Source organism: Hyphomicrobium denitrificans 1NES1 (assembly GCF_000230975.2).
Lineage (GTDB): Bacteria > Pseudomonadota > Alphaproteobacteria > Rhizobiales > Hyphomicrobiaceae > Hyphomicrobium_B > Hyphomicrobium_B denitrificans_A.
This window is the reverse complement of the sequence record NC_021172.1, coordinates 1,294,421-1,313,268: the sequence shown is the minus strand read 5'-3', so window position 1 is coordinate 1,313,268 and position 18,848 is coordinate 1,294,421. Positions and strand designations below refer to the sequence as shown.

16 protein-coding genes, 3 tRNA genes and 1 pseudogene are annotated in these 18,848 nt (G+C 58.8%); 8 read left to right on the top strand and 12 right to left on the bottom strand.

The genetic code is table 11. The features are described from left to right. Positions 1-285: 285 nt before the first annotated feature. Positions 286-975, top strand: a complete 690-nt coding sequence (locus HYPDE_RS06245; protein ID WP_015597557.1) for a hypothetical protein — start codon at positions 286-288, stop codon at positions 973-975. A 96-nt stretch (positions 976-1,071) separates the two neighbouring features. Here the strand turns inward: HYPDE_RS06245 and HYPDE_RS06240 are convergent, their stop codons facing one another. Both HYPDE_RS06240 and HYPDE_RS19090 read right to left on the bottom strand, forming a co-directional pair. Further along, positions 1,072-1,665: a hypothetical protein gene (locus HYPDE_RS06240; protein ID WP_015597556.1), complete on the bottom strand. Its 594-nt coding sequence runs from the start codon at positions 1,663-1,665 to the stop codon at positions 1,072-1,074. After that, positions 1,551-1,823: a hypothetical protein gene (locus tag HYPDE_RS19090; protein ID WP_144061214.1), complete on the bottom strand. Its 273-nt coding sequence runs from the start codon at positions 1,821-1,823 to the stop codon at positions 1,551-1,553. The genes HYPDE_RS06240 and HYPDE_RS19090 overlap by 115 nt, the downstream gene beginning before the upstream one ends. Before the next feature lie 249 nt (positions 1,824-2,072). On the opposite strand from HYPDE_RS19090, the gene HYPDE_RS06230 reads away from it, so the two are divergent. Then, positions 2,073-2,147, top strand: a tRNA-Asn gene (locus HYPDE_RS06230). Between the two features lie 590 nt (positions 2,148-2,737). Beyond that, positions 2,738-3,766 carry a RhuM family protein gene (gene rhuM / locus HYPDE_RS06225; RefSeq protein WP_015597554.1) on the top strand — a complete coding sequence of 343 codons (1,029 nt, stop codon included), beginning with the start codon at positions 2,738-2,740 and terminating at the stop codon, positions 3,764-3,766. Positions 3,767-3,920: 154 nt separating this feature from the next. Here rhuM and HYPDE_RS06220 read toward each other — a convergent pair whose 3' ends face one another. Continuing rightward, positions 3,921-4,643, bottom strand: a complete 723-nt coding sequence (locus HYPDE_RS06220; protein WP_041320947.1) for a Crp/Fnr family transcriptional regulator — start codon at positions 4,641-4,643, stop codon at positions 3,921-3,923. A 175-nt stretch (positions 4,644-4,818) separates the two neighbouring features. Between HYPDE_RS06220 and HYPDE_RS06215 the strand changes: the two genes are divergently transcribed. The 3 genes from HYPDE_RS06215 (at position 4,819) to HYPDE_RS06205 (ending at position 7,798) form a co-directional block, all read left to right on the top strand. Beyond that, complete coding sequence (locus tag HYPDE_RS06215; RefSeq protein WP_015597552.1) at positions 4,819-5,598, top strand: cobalamin-binding protein; 780 nt, start codon at positions 4,819-4,821, stop codon at positions 5,596-5,598. A 13-nt stretch (positions 5,599-5,611) separates the two neighbouring features. Next, on the top strand, positions 5,612-6,433 hold the full coding sequence (locus tag HYPDE_RS06210; protein WP_015597551.1) for a c-type cytochrome: 822 nt from the start codon (positions 5,612-5,614) through the stop codon (positions 6,431-6,433). A gap of 72 nt (positions 6,434-6,505) precedes the next feature. Then, positions 6,506-7,798, top strand: coding sequence for a DUF2130 domain-containing protein (locus HYPDE_RS06205; protein ID WP_015597550.1), 1,293 nt, complete (start codon positions 6,506-6,508; stop codon positions 7,796-7,798). A 43-nt stretch (positions 7,799-7,841) separates the two neighbouring features. Here HYPDE_RS06205 and HYPDE_RS19575 read toward each other — a convergent pair. Beyond that, positions 7,842-8,774, bottom strand: a pseudogene (locus tag HYPDE_RS19575) (DUF4436 family protein). 184 nt (positions 8,775-8,958) lie between these two features. Next, positions 8,959-9,035: transfer RNA gene (locus tag HYPDE_RS06190), tRNA-Pro, on the bottom strand. Positions 9,036-9,319: 284 nt separating this feature from the next. Between HYPDE_RS06190 and HYPDE_RS06185 the strand changes: the two genes are divergently transcribed. Beyond that, positions 9,320-9,394, top strand: a tRNA-Gln gene (locus HYPDE_RS06185). A gap of 241 nt (positions 9,395-9,635) precedes the next feature. Next, on the top strand, positions 9,636-9,839 hold the full coding sequence (locus HYPDE_RS06180) for a hypothetical protein (RefSeq protein WP_015597549.1): 204 nt from the start codon (positions 9,636-9,638) through the stop codon (positions 9,837-9,839). Here the strand turns inward: HYPDE_RS06180 and HYPDE_RS06175 are convergent. Genes HYPDE_RS06175 through HYPDE_RS06145 form a run of 7 tightly spaced genes read right to left on the bottom strand, consistent with a single transcriptional unit; the run spans position 9,834 to position 18,759 of the window. Further along, positions 9,834-10,823: an FAD:protein FMN transferase gene (locus tag HYPDE_RS06175; RefSeq protein ID WP_015597548.1), complete on the bottom strand. Its 990-nt coding sequence runs from the start codon at positions 10,821-10,823 to the stop codon at positions 9,834-9,836. The two genes, HYPDE_RS06180 and HYPDE_RS06175, sit on opposite strands and share 6 nt — an antisense overlap. Positions 10,824-10,832: 9 nt before the next feature. Next, positions 10,833-11,378 carry a nitrous oxide reductase accessory protein NosL gene (locus HYPDE_RS06170; protein ID WP_015597547.1) on the bottom strand — a complete coding sequence of 182 codons (546 nt, stop codon included), beginning with the start codon at positions 11,376-11,378 and terminating at the stop codon, positions 10,833-10,835. Next, positions 11,375-12,205, bottom strand: a complete 831-nt coding sequence (locus HYPDE_RS06165) for an ABC transporter permease subunit (RefSeq protein ID WP_015597546.1) — start codon at positions 12,203-12,205, stop codon at positions 11,375-11,377. Before HYPDE_RS06165 ends, HYPDE_RS06170 begins: the two co-directional genes overlap by 4 nt. Beyond that, positions 12,202-13,122 carry an ABC transporter ATP-binding protein gene (locus tag HYPDE_RS06160; protein WP_015597545.1) on the bottom strand — a complete coding sequence of 307 codons (921 nt, stop codon included), beginning with the start codon at positions 13,120-13,122 and terminating at the stop codon, positions 12,202-12,204. The genes HYPDE_RS06165 and HYPDE_RS06160 overlap by 4 nt, the downstream gene beginning before the upstream one ends. After that, complete coding sequence (locus tag HYPDE_RS06155) at positions 13,119-14,510, bottom strand: nitrous oxide reductase family maturation protein NosD (RefSeq protein WP_015597544.1); 1,392 nt, start codon at positions 14,508-14,510, stop codon at positions 13,119-13,121. The genes HYPDE_RS06160 and HYPDE_RS06155 overlap by 4 nt, the downstream gene beginning before the upstream one ends. A 13-nt stretch (positions 14,511-14,523) precedes the next feature. Further along, the gene (gene nosZ, locus HYPDE_RS06150) at positions 14,524-16,452 is read right to left on the bottom strand and encodes a TAT-dependent nitrous-oxide reductase (protein WP_015597543.1); all 1,929 of its coding nucleotides are present in this window, start codon (positions 16,450-16,452) and stop codon (positions 14,524-14,526) included. A gap of 42 nt (positions 16,453-16,494) precedes the next feature. Next, the gene (locus HYPDE_RS06145) at positions 16,495-18,759 is read right to left on the bottom strand and encodes a NosR/NirI family protein (protein ID WP_015597542.1); all 2,265 of its coding nucleotides are present in this window, start codon (positions 18,757-18,759) and stop codon (positions 16,495-16,497) included. Positions 18,760-18,848 lie beyond the last annotated feature (89 nt).

The window sequence follows — 18,848 nt, the reverse complement described above, 5'->3', positions numbered from 1 at the left end:
GAAGATCAGATCGCGGAGATTAAAGCGCAGCTCGTCGCGGCGAAAGCTGGCTCGACGGACGAAAATACGAGCTGGACCATGTGATCCCGCTCTGTCTCGGTGGCGCTCCCAGCGGCCTCTCGAACCGTGGGAAGAAGCGCACCGCAAGGACCGGGTTGAAATTCAGGCCATGCGATGCGTCTGCGCGGGCAAAGTGACGCTCGACGAGGCCCGCCACGACCTTGCAACCGACTGGCGGGCCGCCTATCACAAGTACGCCCTCATGGTGTGCCGGAAGGTAAATTGATGCAGGATTTTATCAGCGTTCCAAGAACCGACGACAAGCCGATTGTCGTCGGTTTTTTCACACCCAATTACAAGCCCATCGCAGACCGCTTCGTCGCCAACTTGGCCCGGATCGGAATTTCGCATCACATCTTCGCCGTCTCCGGTCACGACTGGAAGTCAGCGACGCTTTTGAAACCGGAAATCATCGCCGGAGCACGATCTCTCTATCCTCGCGCGCCAATCGTCTTCATGGACGTCGACTGCATCATTCGCGGGCCGGTCCATCCGCTTTTTGAAATGATCTCGGGTACGGATGTGGCGCTGCCGATCCGCATCATCCAGTCCGACAAACGCGATCTTGTGTGGTCCTCGTCCCGCATCATCGTCTGGAACCCGACCGATGGCGCGGCGCGGCTTCTCAAGCGCTGGATCGAACTCTGCAGCGAGCGCAGCTCCATGCACGTCAAGCTCAACGACGAAAAGCTACTGCTGCGCGCCATATCGCAGTCCGGCGGAGTTACCTTCACGCAAATCCCGGCCCAATACGCCGCCTTCGAGATTACCGACATCGGCCCGGAAGCGGTCATTGTGCATCAGACGACTCGGCCGCCGCGACCGCTGTCTCTTGCGAAGCGGTTGAAGCACGCCATGATCAAGTCGCTGACCGGCAAGCCCTACGCGGAATGGAAGTACGGAATTAAAAATTAAACCCCGCCCGCGCCGGGGATGAACCGAAGCGCGGACGGGGCCTTCGCAGGGTGTGGGACCGCTGCGTCTTAGGCCGGGAAAGAGGCTGAACCCGGCCTAACTCGTAACCGTAAATGGCACGCGCGGCGACGGATCGAACTGATGCGTTTCGCCGTGGCACCGGAATGAGCCGACGACCTGCAGTTCGTACTGACCGGGCTCCAGGGGCGGCAGGATGTGCGATAGTCGAACTGTCAGGCTCGCCGTCTGGTTTTTGCCCGGCGGGTCGGCGCTTGCGGCGCGGCCGTCAGGAAGCTTGCGAAGGCTTGAGGCTTCGCCGTCGCTGTACCAGACGCGAAAATAATATTCGCCCTCCGCGTCCCGGCCGAAGCACTCCGGCCGCTTGTCGTAAGTGAACGACAGCCGCAGCTCTTGGTCGGCCTTGACCTCGTTTTCCGCCAGCGTGAACTGATGAAAGACGATGGCCCTTTCCGGCGGCCCGCCGAACGCATACCGCGCGACCGTCGTAGCGATGATCGACGAGACGAGTGCAACGGCAGCGACCAGAAGCAGAATGTCGGGGATCGAAACCTGCGTTACTCGCTGCCCTCCTGGTGGATTGCCGCGCGAAACTGCGTCGCCTTTCGATACAGGCTTGCCGCCGTGTTCACGTCCATCAGATTGAGCATCGTGATGGCGAACATCACGCACGCTCCGATCACCTTGAACAGGCTGCGCCAGTGCCGGACCAGGAAGTGACGGAACCGCCGTTGGCGCTCGATGTGCTCCTGGTGCTCGCGAACGATCTCCTGCAGAGCTTCGATGGCTTCCGCCTTGCGGTCCCCCGAAATCCGCGTACCCCGGTTCAATTCCGGGCGTGGCCTCCAAACTTTCCAAACATGACAAGGCCGGAATTTGGTGTCGTCCAGGCGATACCCGAGGTTGCGAATCCCGCGGCGAGGCGAACGCTGGGACTGGTCGTCGCAGTTGCCGCATCCCTGTCGAAATGCAACACTTTCGGTGTCCGGGCCCGAGGGCGTGAAGAAAGAAAATAAAGGGCCTCGCCAGGGCCGAAACGTTCTGCTATGCGGAGCGTTCTCCGGCATATTGCACGGCATTCCGCGGTAGCTCAGTGGTAGAGCGTCCGACTGTTAATCGGATGGTCGTAGGTTCGAATCCTACCCGCGGAGCCAGATATTTAGCCTTAAAATGATAATATAACGAACTGAAAAATATAGATTTTTAGAGTTTAAGAATTCGACGAATTAGAGCCAAAAATATTTTTGCTACACAGTTTGCTACACAAAACGCTACACCATCAGCACACGGATTAATGCGCTTGTAATGCGGTTCCGCGTGATGCTTTGTGCGAGCCGGAACACTCGTGATCTATCGCGGCCGAGATAGACGACGTGTCAGAAGCCAGCGCGCTCTTATCCCCGCTATCCACAACGTGCCTGATTATTTTTCGACATGGTGTGTGGACAAAAAATGCCGATAATTCCCAGAGAAACGCGAGGTTCGATTGGCTTTTCCACAGCGCTTTCCACAGCAAGCGTTTGCGCTATCGACCGTTGACCGGTCGCGAAAATGGTTACAGGCTCAGAATCAATTCGGCCGCAAGCCAACTTTGCGAGGCAGCTTGCGGCCGAACTTGAATTAGACCGAGCAGCGCGAGGGCCGCTGATCACGTCAGAAGACTGCACCGTTCGTTACGGACGTGTCAACTGACGGATTACGCCGCGCCTGGTCGGATGGATGAACCGATCATGAGGTCGTTAAAATGGCAGATCCGTCTTCGACTAGTGACCCACAGCCCCCGAAGGCATTGATTTACGTGACCGCCCGCGGCGAGCGCGTCGAGTTGCGCGTAGATCTTGAGAATCAAACAATGTGGCTCTCCCAATCGGAGATTGCCGAGCTGTTTGGTGTGACGCGCGAAAACGTCAACATCCACATCACGAATATCTACAAGGACGAGGAGCTAGACGCTGAGTCAACCAGTAAGGAATCTTTACAGGTTCGCTTGGAAGGCAAACGGGAAGTCAGTCGCCCGATAAAACTTCACAATCTCGATGCCATTATAAGCGTCGGCTACCGTGTCAATTCTAAACAAGGCACAATTTTCCGAAAGTGGGCGACTGGGGCGTTAGTTCAGTTGCTCACCAAAGGTTTTGTCGTTGATGCTGACAAGCTCAAAGGAAACGTCGATCGGCTCCGCGAACTTCGCGAAATCATCCGAGACATTCGCTCGGATGAGGCGAATATGTACGCCGAGCTTCGCCATATCTGCGCGATGTGCCAAGACTACGATCCAAAATCCAAACTCTGTCAGGAGTTCTTTGCGAACTTTCAGAACAGACTGCTTTACGCAGTTACCGCTCACACCTCTGCAGAACTGATAAAAGCCCGCGCCAACGCTAAATCTGAAAACATGGGTCTCACGGCTTGGAAAGGTGATCGGGTGCTTAAGGCCGATACCGACGTGGCGAAGAATTATCTAGGCAAAATTGAACTTCAAGACCTCAATCGCCTTGTCGGAATGGTCCTCGACTTTTTCGAGGATCAGACGGAGCGCGGTCTGCTTGTCACTATGACAGATGCTGAAAAGAAGCTCTTAGAAATCCTCACCCTGAACAGCCGGGTCATGTTGAAAGGCTTCGGCCGAGTAACGGCAAAGAAGGCGAAGGATCACGCTCACACCCAGTACGAACTTTACAAAGAAACACAGCGGATGAAAAACGTCGCCGAACTGGGAAATGCCGCCAAGGCGCTACCTAAGCCGCCTCGTTCCAAAAAGAGCACTGGATAAATCGCAGAACGCCAAAGACCTCTTAAGTCACTGGTCTTTGGCTCCCTGCTACGCGGTTTGCTACACAAAATGCTACACAGCGCCTGAAAAAATCCAACAATTTCAGTGGCGGGTTCGGCTCTGTAATCCTACCCGCGGAGCCAGATTCTCGCGATTAGCCGCTGCTCGCCTGTTCGAGGCGCGGAACATCCAAGACAGCGACGGTTCTTAGCCCCTCGAGAGCGATGATCTTTTCGCTCTTGAGGCGCGAGACCTGACGGCTGACTGTTTCGATCGTCAATCCAAGAAAATCGGCGATTTCGGTGCGCGTAATGGGAAGCTCGAATTTCGCCGGACGCCCGTCACCACCCTGACGGCTGACGCCATCCATCTTCTTCGAAACCATGAGAATGAAGCTCGCCACCTTTTCTTCGGCACTTTTTCGACCGAGCAGAAGCATCCAATCGCGAGCCGCATCGAGTTCGTCCAGCGTGTTTTCGAACAGGCGGCGCTCGAATCCGGGAAACTCCCGAACCAGATGCTCGAACTGCCGCCGGTCGTAGATACAGAGGTGAACGTCATTCACGGCCGTTGCTTCGTAGGCGCTGCGATCCCGGAACGGCCGGCCGATAAAATCGGATGCAAATTGAAGACCGACGATCTGCTGACGTCCGTCGCACAGGGTTTTCGTCAGCTTGACCACGCCGGAGATGATGTTGGCAAAAGATAGGACGCGGTCTTGGTCGCCCACGATCGCTTGGCCCTGGGGGACCGTCCGGTGACGCGCGATCGCGTTCAGCCGCTCAATCTCCTTCTGGCTGAGCGCACCACAGACAGCGCGGTGGCGGACCGTGCAAGCGTCGCAGCGGGTCGATTGCTGTTGCGTCACGTCGTTCATGCCCAGCATCTGTCGAAGCTATGAATGGTATCTGGTACTGTATTTGGCCGGCCAATGCCGTGCGACGAACGCGCAATGCCGTGCGACGAAGACGCCCGGCCGAATACGCCCCCTTGTCGATTGGGTACGGCAGGAGCCTGGGTACGGCGCCGCGGCCATCTGTTAATCTCAAAACATGCGCGACTTCCCTGCCCGCCGCCTCGTCTGCCTGACCGAAGAGACGGTCGAGACACTTTATCTGCTCGGAGAGGAGGATCGTATCGTCGGCGTCTCGGGCTATGCCGTCCGCCCGCCGCGGGTCCGCTATGAGAAGCCGCGAGTCTCGGCGTTTACCGCGGCCGACATCCCGAAAATTGCGGCGCTCGAACCCGACCTCGTTCTGGCATTTTCGGACATTCAGGCCGGGATTGCGGCCGATCTGGCCCGAGCGGGCCTAGCCGTTCATGTCTTCAACCAGCGCAACCTTGCAGGCATTTTCGCAATGATCCGTACCGTGGGCGCGCTGATCGGTTGTTCGGAGAAGGCGAATGAATTGGCGCGGACCTTCGAAGAACGTGTGCGGCGCATCGCGGCCGAGACTCGCTCCCGTTCGCACAGGCCCCGCGTCTATTTCGAGGAGTGGGACGATCCGATGATCTCGGGGATCTGCTGGGTCTCGGAACTGATCGAGGTGGCGGGCGGCGATGACGTCTTTCCGGAAATGCGATCCGCGGCCGCCGCCAAAGATCGCATCGTTTCCACCGGCGAGGTCGCAGCCCGCGCGCCGGACGTGATCCTGGCATCCTGGTGCGGTAAGAAAGTCCGTCGGGAGAAGATTTCCGCCCGGGACGGCTGGCAACACATTCCTGCCGTCGCCAACGGCCGCATTCACGAGATCAAATCGCCGCTCATCCTGCAACCGGGCCCGGCGGCACTGACCGACGGACTAGATGCCATCCGCAAGGCCCTTGTTTAAATCGCGAGCTTTCATGCTGATCAGAATCGTAGCGCTTTTCGTTATGTATATGCTGGCAACCGCGCCGCTTTCCGCAAAGGAGAACGTTCTCGCGCTATCGTTCGGTAAAGGCGTGCTGCGCCTGACCGCACACGAGCTGCTCATAAGACCCGATGCCGCGTCGATTACGATACCGGACGACGTCTCGTATCATCGCACCATGACCTACCGCGCGGTGCCGTTGATCGCTTTGATCGGAGATGTGACGAAGCTCGGCTTCGACACCATCGAAGCACGTGCCAGCGACGGCTTCGTATCGCAAATACCGGCGTCTCTGGTGATGCAGGGTGCGTCGGGCGGGTCCATCGCCTGGGTCGCAATCGAGGAGCCCAATGCACCGTGGCCGAACCTGCCGGACCGGCAAACGGGCGCCGGACCGTTCTATCTCGTCTGGCAGCATCCGGAACGGTCGAGCGTCGGCAGCGAGCAGTGGCCGTTCGCACTCGTCGGATTGACCGGCGTCGAAGACCCCGTACGCCGTTGGCCGCAACTTGCGGTCGATCCCTCTCTCCCCGCTGACGCCGCCGAGCGCCGCGGACAAGCGGTGTTCATAAAAAACTGCATCCCCTGTCATCGCCTGAACGGCGCAGGCCAAAGCGATACTGGGCCTGACCTCGGCCAGCCGATGAACGTCACGACGTATATGACGGCCCGCGGAATTCACGCCTTGATCCGCGATCCGAAATCCGTACGCACGTGGCCCGGGCAGCAGATGATAGGATTCGATTCCGAAAAAATTCCGGACGCCGACATCGACGCGCTGATAGCGTTCCTAGCCTACACGGCGAAGCATTGAACGTCGGGATAGGGGTTACGTTGGCGTCCGGATTAGGGAGACCGTCCGTGAACTGGCCACGAGGGAAAAAGAATGAGTGATCCGACCATCACCTGTCCGAACTGCAGGACCGAGATCAAACTCAATGAATCTCTGGCTGGCCCCCTCATCGCAGCGACGCGCCAGCGATACGAGAAAATCATTGCGGACAAGGAACAGGCAATCGGCGCACGAGAGGCCGCGCTCCGCGAGCGCCAAGCCGACATCGAACGCCAGAAGGCGTCGCTCGAAGAACAGATCAGCGCACGTCTGAAAACCGAACGCGAAACGATCGCAGCCGAGGAAGCACAGAAAGCAAAACTGCGCACGGCTGGAGATATCGAGCGCAAGGCGAAGGAAATCGGCGAGCTTCAGGAAATCCTGAAAGAACGCGACGTCAAGCTGGCGGAAGCGCAGAAGTCCCAGGCCGACTTGCTGCGTAAGCAGCGGGAATTGGATGACGCGCGCCGCGAACTGGATCTGACCGTCGAGAAAAAAGTGCAAGCTTCCCTGGTGGCCGTTCGCGACAAAGCAAAACAAGATGCCGAAGAAGGCCTGAAGCTGCGCATGGCCGAAAAAGACCAGCAGATGGATGGAATGCGCAAACAGATCGAGGATCTGAAGCGCCGGGCTGAGCAAGGCTCCCAGCAACTGCAAGGGGAAGTGCTGGAACTGGAACTCGAATCGCTGCTTCGCGCACGCTTTCCGAGAGACGTCATCGAGCCGGTGCCGAAGGGCGAGTTCGGCGGCGACGTCCTGCATCGCGTAATCGGCTCGCAGAACCAGATTTGCGGCACCATCCTCTGGGAATCGAAGCACACCAAGAACTGGAGCGATTCATGGCTCTCAAAGCTCCGCGAGGATCAGCGCTCCGCCAAAGCCGAGATCGCCCTGCTGATATCGAGCGCGCTTCCAAAAGGCGTTGTCGCATTCGATTTGATCGACGGCGTTTGGGTTGCAGAGACGCGCTGCGCGCTCGCTGTCGCCGTCGCACTGCGCCAGTCGCTGATCGAGCTCTCGATGGCTCGGGATGCCGGCGAAGGCCAGCAAACGAAGGTGGAACTCGTCTATCAGTATTTAACCGGCCCACGATTCCGTCATCGTATCGAAGCCGTCATTGAAAAAATCTCCGACATGCAGGCCGATCTCGAGCGTGAGCGCAAAGCGATGACACGCCTCTGGGCCAAGCGCGAAGCGCAGATACGAGGTGTCATAGAATCCACCGTGGGAATGTACGGCGACTTGCAGGGCATCGCAGGGCGGAGCCTGCAGGAGATCGAAGGGCTCGATCTGAAATTGCTGGACGGTCCGGCCGAAACTTCATCCGACGATACGAACGACGCGTAAAAATGGGGTGGCAGGAAAGCAAGCTCCGACCCTCTGCATATTGTCATCTCGCATCCGGCTTTGGACCACGACGCACCCAAGCCAGGACGAAAAGGCAAAGCGCGACGATGGCAACGAGCTCGGCCCAGAAGAAGATGAGAACGTCGGCGCGCACGCCCAAAGGTGGCGCACCAGGCAACGCATTGCGCAAGGCAGGAAGCGCAAAGATCATGGCCCCAAATGCTCCAAGCAGAGCGACATCGATGCTCCGGATGCCGAGAAACAAAAGAGCGCCGACGGTTAGGGCGCAAAGCGCCATCACCATCATGGCAGTATATATCGCAATACCAAAAAACGCGGCCGCCCCGGTACGGTGGACGGAGAATTGGAGTTGCAGTTCGCCAAGCCGTTGAGACGCGGCCTGACGACCCTTCACCCTGAAACCCAGGATGCCCTACCAAGTGGTAACGTGGACCGGAAGCGATCGCTCCTTGCCGTCTTGGACCTGCTCGCTTGCCGATAGCGCGATCGTCGCCAGATATTGGTCCAGGGGATAGTCGCGAATATCTCCTCCGTCGAGATCAATGTCGAATACGACTTCCGGAAGCGGTTGGTTGGCGCGCACCGCGACGTGCTCGACCTGCTTGCCGCGACGAATTCTGAGAAGATAGTCGCGATCGGCAATGGTCTCGGGGTCGGCAAGTAACGGGTCAGGTACCACGCTGATCCGCGTACGGAGAGAATCGTTGACCGGATCGACCTGCAGAGGCTGGAGATAGAGCCAGACTCGCGCGTCTTTGGAAGGTACGCCGAAATCCGTTTCGTTGGGCTGCCTCCAGAGATCGAAATGCGCCAGCAAGAACGCGTAAGTCACGGCGCAGCCGATCGCCAAGACGGCCAGCCACACAGCCGGACGTACCAATAATGATGAAGGAGTCGCTGGCGGATTGTCTTTGCCGCTTTCTTCAACTGCGGGAGTGCTGGAAGGATCATCCATGACACCTCCACTCGCCTGGACCGCAGAGAGTTTGACGCTCCAGTTCGACGATATGGCCAACTCAATAGGCCCGAAACTGTGCGGGGCCAAACTTGAATTTGGCGATTACAGGATCGAAGCGCGGCAAGAAACATCCGGCGGGCAGATCCGACGGCGACCGCTACAGACCGTCCCGAAAAAGGATTGGTCGGAGCGAGAGGATTCGAACCTCCGACCCCTTGCTCCCGAAGCAAGTGCGCTACCAGGCTGCGCTACGCTCCGCCCGACCGACAGCCTGAATTTAGGCTTTTCCTCCCGGGCGCGAGATAGGGAGGCGCCGGGGAGAGGGGCGTTATAGCGATCTGTCGGGGGTGCCGCAAGCGCCCGATTTGAGTAGGAGTGACAAGTCCAAATACCGCGCAGCCGACGCCCCATGCCGGCGCAGGCGTCGAGCCTTCCACAGGCGCCTCGTGGGCGCATTGCCACGTACCATTGCCGCCCCTTCGGCGACTGATTATGGTGCCGCTCCGCCGGGGCTCTGGCGCCGGTTTTCCAAACGGCAATGATGGGATGTAGCCAAGTGGTAAGGCAGCGGATTTTGATTCCGCCATTCCCAGGTTCGAATCCTGGCATCCCAGCCACTATTTACGGGCGTTTTCGGGTATAGTTGTAAGTTCATTTTTACTCGCCGGCTGGTGCCCGTTCCCACTCTCGCGCTTCATATGTTCTTGGAAATACCCAAAAAAACCGCCGCCTCTGGCGCGAGATGGCGGGGCTATGACGCGCGTGGATTGCGTCGGAACATCGCTGACATACATCAAACGCCGCTTCGGCGGTGCTGGCTAAGATAATTAGGAAAAATCGCGGGCCAGGGAGGCCATCGTGCTCAACTTGCTTATTCGCCCGATCATGTTTCTCTCCGCGGCCATCGCGGCATTCTTCGTGGCGCGAGACGCACCGAACTTCACCGTCATCCAAATGGTCGTCGGGCTGCTCCTCATCGTGGCTCTCGTCGGCATCGGCGCGTTCTGGGAGACGCTGGCCGACCGTTTCGGTCATAAAAGCAAGCCACGCGAGCCGTTATAGCTCCACTGTTCCGGCCGTAGTCGAAACGAAAGCGCGGGTTCCGCCTGCCCGCTTCAGCACTTCGATAATCTGCTGATTTTCCATCAGGGCGAACGCCGTCGATAACGTATCGGCGAAGGCCGCCGTGTCACTGATGACAGACAAAGCTCGCGAAGGATCGGCACAGCGTCCGGTTACCGGATTGAAGATGTGGTTGCATTGGCCGGATTTATCGAACTGAAACCCATCGGCGGCCGATGTAGCAACCGCTTTATTGACGACATCTATCGTGGTCGGCTTTTTCGCGGCGTCGGAGGGGCCTTGCAGCGCCGCATTCCAGGGCTTGCCGTCCGGATGCATACCGACGGCGCGAATCTCACCCATGTCGACGAGGCAGCTTTCAAGACCAGCCTCGCGCAGCAAGTCGACGACGCGATCGGTGATATAACCCTGTGCAATACCGTTGAGCGTTAACCCCATACCCGGCTTTTCGAAAACGATCTGATCGCGGCTCAGTCTCACCTTCGACCAGCCGACGAGGTGCAGGGTAGCATCGAGCTGTTCGGCAGGAAGCGGCGACGTCTCTCCGGCCTCCGCGAAATGCTTATAATAGCAGGTCCACAGCGGTTGAACGGTCGGGTCGAATACGCCGCCGGTCAAATGCCAAGCGCGGTCGCATTGCTGCAGCAAATCCACGAGTTCCGCCGGTGGCGCGATGAGCACGCCTCGGCGATTGAGATCACAAAGAACGGAGTCGGTTTCATAGAGGGTAAAGATCGTCTCGAGACGGCGCGCTTCTGCGACCACGCGCTCGATCAGGCGCTGGCCTGCTTCGCGGTCCGGATGATAAAGCCGGATCGCTGCGACGCTCCCGAGCGAGACGCCTCGCCATTCGATCAAGGGCGGTCGTTCTTTGCCGCGCGAAGCGCCGAACGGAAGAAGTCCCACCCCGGCAGCCGCGGCAGTGATCGTTACAAATTTTCGCCTTGTGGGAAGGCTCTTCATGTTGTGCTCCTAAGGCGAACCGCTGGTTTCAGATGGTTTGGCGGCCTCTGCTCCGGCATCTGAACTCAGCACGTAATCGGGCGGGACTTTAGCAAAGGATACAACTCGGCCGCCGTTGATTTCCGCGAATTTATCGGCTGCGGCGCGATCCGAAAACGGCACGGTCTCGGGTGCGCTCATGCCGCCCTGCTTGCGGCTGCCGATGACAAAAAACGCCCGATGCGCATCGATCCAGTTGTCGGCACCCGGTTTTTCCCAGCTCGGCGCTTTGCCCATATCGGAAACATAGACGGCACGAACGTCCTTGGATTCTTCTGCAAGGATGGTGAAGGAAAAAGCGTCACGCGCGGAGGAGAACCATACGGGCTCGCTGCGGCTGGCCAGAATGATCTGGCCTTTGGGGCCTGGATGCTCGAGGAGAGCCATGCCGCAGTAATGGCCGGTTGCATCCGCGGTCAGCTTTTGCGGCGGAGGCAGCGCCTCGCTCGCCTTCTCGCGGCAGCCGGCCATTGCGAAGCTCAACAGCATCAGACCGATGACCCAAGCTCGCGTCACAGCTCCCTCCGCGAAAAGGAAAGTCCAGCCAGCGTCAGCGGTACCAGCACCCAGATAACGAGGGTCGTAAGAAGCACGAATGGGCTGAGATTGGTCGATTCTGCGATGCCCGACATATTGGTAAGCACGCTGACGTTCTCTGCCCCAGCCAGATTGAAGAGGCGATACACATCCGTAGGATTGAAGAGCAGCAAGGCGCTCAATGCCGCCGACGAAATCGTTCTGCCTTGATCGACCACGAGCGCGCCTAACAAGGCCATATCGAAAAGAACCACGAGCAGGAGCCAGATCCCAATCGCGATACCGGCTGCCGTTGCCCGCTCTCGCACGAGCGCACTGATCAGATAGCCGATAGCGATAAAGACGGCACCAAGCAGAATCGACGTCAGGATCATGTTTGCGAAAGCGGCCCAGCTTCCACCGGCGATCGCTGCACCGGATATCACCAGCGCTATGGCGGCGGCGCCGTAGCCGAAAACCGTTGCAAAGGTCAGAACGGCCAGATGCCCAAAAAACTTGCCGAGCAGAACCTGGAGGCGGCTCACCGGGTAGCTCAGCAGCAGCAACATCGTGCCGCGTTCCATCTCGCCGACGATCGCGTCGTGAGAGATCAGAAGTGCGACGAGCGGAACGACGAAGATCGTCAAGCTCGATAGGCTGACGATCACGACGTCGAGTGCGGCCGTTCCGACATTGCCGGTAGGTGCGCTGCCGAGAAAGGTCAGAGACAGTGCGAGTGCCGCAAGAAGCAGGGTCATTGCGACGACCCAGCGATTGCGCAGGCACTCCTGAATTTCCTTCCCCGCGATCAGAAATACATTTTTCATGACGCCTCACCGTGACGGCGCAAGAAGTGCGCATAGAGATCGTCCAGCGTTGGCTGGACGATCGTTACGTCCTCGGCCGGTCCGGTTTCATCGGTCACGCGGCGGATGAGATCGATCTTTGCGCCGGGCGCCGCGTCGAACTCGACCAGATGACCGTTAATCTCGCGCCAGTTCGGAACGGGGCCGACAAGGGTCGAAAGTCTTTGCGCCTGGCCGGACGCGACGGTAACGCGAATTCTGATCGGCAGGCCTGCGAGGCGGCGCAGCTGCTCGATGGAGCCGTTGGCGACCATACGGCCGCGGTTCAAAATAATGATGCGACGGGCACGTTCCTCGAGTTCTGTCAGCGCATGGGACGACAGGACGATCGTCGCACCCTTTTGCTGCAACTCCTGCACGATCTCGTAGAATTCCAGCCGGAGCGCCGGATCGAGGCCGGTGGTCGGCTCATCGAGGAGAAGGAGCAACGGGTCTCCGAAAAGCGCCTGTATCAAACCAAGCCGTTGGCGCATGCCTTTCGAATAAGTTCGAATTGGCCGGTTCGATGCTGCAGTGAGGCCGACGCGAGCGAGGAGATCGTCGATTTTCGCTGCCGGTGCGTCCTTGAGGTGGGCATAGAATGAAAGAACCTCCCGCCCTGTCAGCGCTCCGTTGAACGACACGCTCTCAGGGAGATAGCCCAGCCGTTTGCGAGCTGCAAACTCTCCGGCAGCCGGATCGTCGCCCAGCACTCGGATGTGACCCGATGTCGGGCGCGAGAGACCGAGCATCAGCTTGAAGAGCGTCGTCTTGCCAGCGCCGTTGTGGCCGATGAGCGCAACCGACTCCCCCGGCTCCAGCCTGAAGGAGACGTCGTCTACTGCCGCGATGGCACCGTATCGCTTTTCAATGTGCTCAAGCTCGACGATGGCCGTCACGGCAGCGCTCCTTCGTCATGGGGGTGAGCAGGCAGCGATGGCGGCGCCATCAGCGGATGCGTATCGACGACGCCGCCGGGAAGGAGTGCGGGAAATCGAGCCTGCGCCCAACGGATGATCTGCACCGCAGGACTGTTGACCAGAACTTTAGCCTCTGGCGCCGTCCACAAGACCTTATCAATGATGTCGTTTGGACGGTATGCAGCGTCGGCAATGCCATCGCCGTTGAGGTCGAACGCCGGGTTGTCGCTCCAGAAGTTTCCGCGTCCGTCTTTCGACCAGTCGAGATAGCGGGTGCCAACATACTTTACCTGGTTGCGGTTGCCGATAAACGCATTACCGACGATCTCGTTGCCTTCGGACCCGGCTGTGAAATGAATTCCGATCTCGCAACCTTCGAAGCGATTGTCGAAAAAACGATTCTTGTTGGCATTATAGATGAATACGCATTTCTCGGGACCAATGCGGGCGCCTTGGGCGAGAGACGGCCCGCTTCCTTCCCCGATGGGCATCCCATGCTCGCTTGCTATTTTTCCAGCTAGGCCGGAACTCAGCCAACGCTCTCGCGGCTGCAGGCGGCCACGGATCAGATTTCCGGATATCTCGGAATTGTTCGCGAAATTGAGCAGCAGTCCGTGATCCCGGTCGCCGTCCGACACATTTCCACGCACACGGAGATGATGCGAGTACATGATTGCGAAGCCGACGGTGTTTCCAACGGAGACGTTGTCACTCACCTCGCTGTCGTTGGTGTACATGTAATGGACGGCAAACCGGAGATCGTGGAAGCGATTTCCGCTGAATGTGTTGTTGCGGCTGGCATTGACGAAGATGCCGTCGCGGCCGAAGCGGATATCATTGCCGACGATCTTGGCACCAGGCGAATTCCAAACGGACACGCCGTTGCCGGCCTCGGCGATGCGGATGTTCCGAAGACCCTCAATTATATTGCCGCGGACTTGCGCGTCTGTTGCGCCGTGCACGTAAACGCCGAACAGATTGCCCTCGATGCGGTTGTTTTCCACCAACGCGCGCTCGGCGGTCTTCGCGAGGAATACCGCGGAGTCCATGGCCTGAAGATTACGGCCCGACCCCTTGATCGTGATCCCTCGGATCGTTACGTCCGGCGAGGTAACGGTGATGACGCTGCTTGCGCCATCACCGATCACGGTTGCTCCTGACTTCGCGACTAAAGAGATGGGATGCTCGATCCGGATCGGGCCGCGAAATTCTCCTGGAGCAAGTTCGACGATGTCCCCATCCTGCGCCTGGTCCACCACAGCTTGAAGGCGCCGGTCCGGCGTGGCGTCGATTTGCGCCGCGCCGGCGAGGCGGGGAAATCCCGCGACGACAAGCACTGCCGTAAGCATGCGGAGGATGAGGTTCACATCGTACTCTTGCTTAGACGCCGTGAGGTTCCACCAGCATGCGGCCTTTCATTTCCATATGCATCGCGTGGCAGAACCACGAGCAGTAGTACCAGTAGACCCCTGCCCGGTCAGCCGTGAATGTCACCGAAGCTGTGGCTTGCGGCGCGACTTCCATCTGGATGCCGTAGTTCACGATACAGAAGCCGTGCGTGAGGTCTTCGACTGCGTCGATGTTGGTGACGTAGACGGTGACCTCGTCGCCCTGCTTGACCTGGAAGTGATCGAGGCCGTAGGCCGGTGCGGTCGAGGTCATGTAGACGCGTACCTTGTTGCCGTCGCGGATCAACTTCGAATCGGCTTCCAAGTTGACGCCGTCCGCCTTGGCCTGCTTCACCGCATCAGCGAAGAACGGGTCTGCGCGGTCCCAGATCGAAATGGGATTTATCTTGGAGCGGTGGACGATAGTGGCGTCGTGCGGCTCCGCGAAACTCGGACCGTCATGCACCAGAACCATCTTGTCGCCCGAGATGTCGATGAGCTGATCGTTTTCGGGTTTCAGAGGGCCTACATTAAGGAAGCGGTCCTTCGAAAACTTGTTCAGCGAGATCAGCCACTTTCCATCGGCCTCCTTCGTCTGGCCCATGGATGTATGATTATGGCCGGGCTGGTACTGGACGTCGAGCTTCTGGATGATCGGGTCGACCTTCTCGCCCTTGAACGCACGCTTGGCGAGATCGATGTTCCATTTGCAAATTTGGCTGTCGATAAACAGCGTGGTGTAGGCATTGCCTTTGCCATCATAGGCGGTGTGTAGCGGACCAAGGCCAAGCTCAGGCTCGGCGACTACGACGCCGCGCGGCTTGATCTTGTCATCGAACAGATCATCGAACAGCCGTACGTCGAACACGGTGCAGGTGGGTGACAGTTTGCCGTTGGCGATGACGTGGATGCCGTCCGGTGCGGTGTTCATGCCATGCGGGCCGTTGGAGACGGGTACATAGCGCGTGTAAGGCGATCCGCGGCGACCATCAAGAACGGGCACGCCGCCCATCTCCTTATAATCGCCCTTCTTCACCGCCTCTTCGATGCGCTTGATGTTGAAGATGGTGACCCAGTCCTGCTCATTCGCCGTCATTTCCGCGAGCGTGACGCCGCCTTCGGAATTGTAGCAGGTGGCAAAGGCGTATTTGCCCTGATAGTCGGCATCGACGTTGTCGAGGTTGCCGTCGACAATGATCTGCCAGGCGACCTTCATCGTGTCGCCGTCAACCGCCGAGAAGATCGAGTGGTATTCCTTGGGCTTGTCGAGGATCTTGCCGTCGTTAGGCAGAGGTACGCCGTCTTCGCCGTTGCAGAATACGTAGCCCGTGCGCGGATATTTCTGCACGCGGAGGCCGTGGACCGTGTGCTGGTTCGGCAACTGGATGATCTTATCGCACTTCATGACATCGAGGCGTATACGCGCGACGCGGGTGTTTGCCTTGTCGTTCATGAAGGCGTAGCGGCCGTCATAGGTGCCATCGGTGAACGAGATGTGCGGATGGTGCAAGTCGCCGTTCATGAAAGTGCCGCCGCGGGTTTTGAGAAACTCGCGTGCTTCGGGCGTGAGCCCTTCGGTCAGCACCTTCAGACTCTCGTTCGTCTGGCCCCAGCCGGTCGCGCTGCAGCGGTTGAACACCGGCACGCGCATCAGTTCGCGCATCGATGGCAGGCCGATGATGCGCACTTCGCCGCTCTGGCCGCTGGAGAAGAAGACGTAATATTCGTCGAGGTCGCCAGGCGCGACTTCGATTTTGCTATGCGGCGATGCGTTGCCGGCAGCTTGCGCATTTGCGCCGCCGACAACTTCGGAAATTCCGACTCCGCCTGCTATGCCGGTTACACCGGCGGCGGCTATCACGCTCGTGTGCCCGAGCATATCGCGCCGGGTCAGGCCTTTCGTGTCCTTGCTGCTTGTCATCGAAAACCTCCTCACGTCAAAAATGGCGTGTTCTATCGCCGACTATGGTTTCACGATCTTTCCGACGTAGCTGATGAGTGGTCGCACCGGCTTCGTCGGGGCATCCTGAGTAGAAGGCGACGAGAGAGCGGCGCTCCGCTCGCGCTTCAGCCGCACCTGGATCATGTGCGGGCATCGGTGGTCGTCGTAATAGAGTTCCTGACAGTGCATACAGTAGATGCACTCGTTGACATTGATATGCCCTTCCGGATGGATCGACTGGACGGGGCAGTCGTTGGCGCAGCGCTGGCAAGGCGAGCCACATTCCGGCCATCGGCGCAGCCACTCAAACATCCGCATGCGTCCCGGGATGGCGAGAGCGGCTCCCAGTGGACAAAGGTAGCGACAGAAAAAGCGTTCGACGAAAAGGCCGACCACCAGCAGAGCGATTGCGAAAAGAACGAACGGCCAGTCGCGCACGAATTTCAGAATAATCGCAGTCTTGAAAGGCTCGACCTCTGCGAGTTGTTCGGCCGCAGCGATCGAGTAGAGCGATACGCCGAAGATGATCAGAAAGATCACGTACTTGATCGGCCACAACCGCTCATGCAGGTTCCATGCGACGCGAAGTTGCGGAACGCCAAGCACCTTGGCCACCGAGTTCGTCAACTCTTGCAATGCCCCGAATGGGCATAGCCAGCCGCAGAACGGCCCACGACCCCAGAACAGCAATGAGATCGCCACCGCCGACCAGAGGATGAAGATCAGGGGCGCTGTCAGAAAATATTCCCAGCTGAAGCCGGTGACGAGCGCGTTCGTGAACGTCAGCACGTTGACGACGGAAAGCTGCGCATTGGCGTACCAACCGAGCCAGACGAGCGTAAAGGCGAGGAACCCGCGGCGAACCCATGTGTAGAAGAATGGCCGTCTGACGAGCGCATTCTGAAAGAAGAAAATGCCCGTCAGAAGCACGAGGGCAACGACCGTAATGGCAACGGAGCCGGTGCTGCGTCGCCACATCTGCTTCCAGAGCGGCTCCTCGCCTGCAGCAGCTTCTGGCGACGCCTTTGACGAAGGGGACGTCGCAGCTTCGGCTGGACTGGCGGCTGCAACCTTCGCTGCAGGGGCCTGAATCTTTTCGCGACGGATATAGCGGTCGGGCAGTGCGTAGGACAGGTCGAAGGTCAGGAATGCTTTTTCGCGTGCGCCGGTCGCGCGTTGCACCAGAAGGCGGAGATCCCAGGGTTCCGTCGGGTCGAAAGAGAAATCGGGCGGCACCGTGAATAGCCCAATTTCATGAAATGCAGGCGCACCCTTCGCCGCGAGATCACCAAGCCTCTCGTGATTGCGGTCGCGAAAGCGAATTCCCGAACCGTCCTGCCCAAGTTCTATCCGATCGAAGATGCCGCCACGAACGTAGCCGGATCCTTTGAAGGAGTAGATGCCGTTGCCTGCGATCACTATGGCCTGTTGCCCGGGCTTCAGACGCTTTTGGAGGCGCTCATAAACGGTATCGCCGAGGAGGTTTCGCCCGATAACCGGTGCACTCACGAGTGCCGCGTAGAGGTCGATGAAGGTATCGTCAGGGCTGCCTTCCTGGGGATGGGCGGCGGCTTCTTTATTATCGGATTTCTCGAAGGCCTGATTGATCTCGGAGACAGTAAGCGTCAAACGCCGCACAGAGCCATCGCCGACCAGACTCTGCCAGTCGCGGTTCTCTTTTTGGGTCAGATCGAGGGATTTCGTTTCCGTCTCAGCCGTTCCGGGGGCTCCGGATGTCATGCTCGTCGGCGAGAGACGGCCGCTTTTCACGAGGCGCACGGCGGATCGCACGACGCTGTCGGCCATAACCAGGACGGTAACGGTCGCACCGCTTACGATATCCGGCTGCGGGGGCTGCTCCGCGCCAGATGCAATCAGCCCTATCCGCGCACCGATCAGCTTATTCAAGGCCCCGACGACGCGTTTCTCGGGTACACCCACGAGCACAATCGGCTCTTTGTGCTCGACCAGCTTGAAACCGCTCAGTACGCCCTTCGGGTCGATGCCGACAAGAATTCGCACAGGTTTGCCGGAATACCCGATGGCGCTTGTGAAGTCGGTGGTGAGATAAACGTAGCCCGCAAGGGCGTCTCCGGCATAGACTGGGAGAATGGGTGGTTCACCTTGCGGCGTGCCAAAACGGGTTGCTTTCGAAAAGAAGTCCTGAGGCGCAGCGTGGACTGCGAACTCCATGAGCTTCGACTGCGCGATCGCCGGCGATATCCAGGCAAGGAGACCGGAAGCGACTATAACCGCGCGGATCCAGCGTGTTAATTTTGCGGCCACGAAAACCCTCCCAATGCGCACCGGATAGTGGGAAATATCGCGGACGGGATTGATTTGCCTCAAACATCGAACCCTGTCGAGCGTTCAGA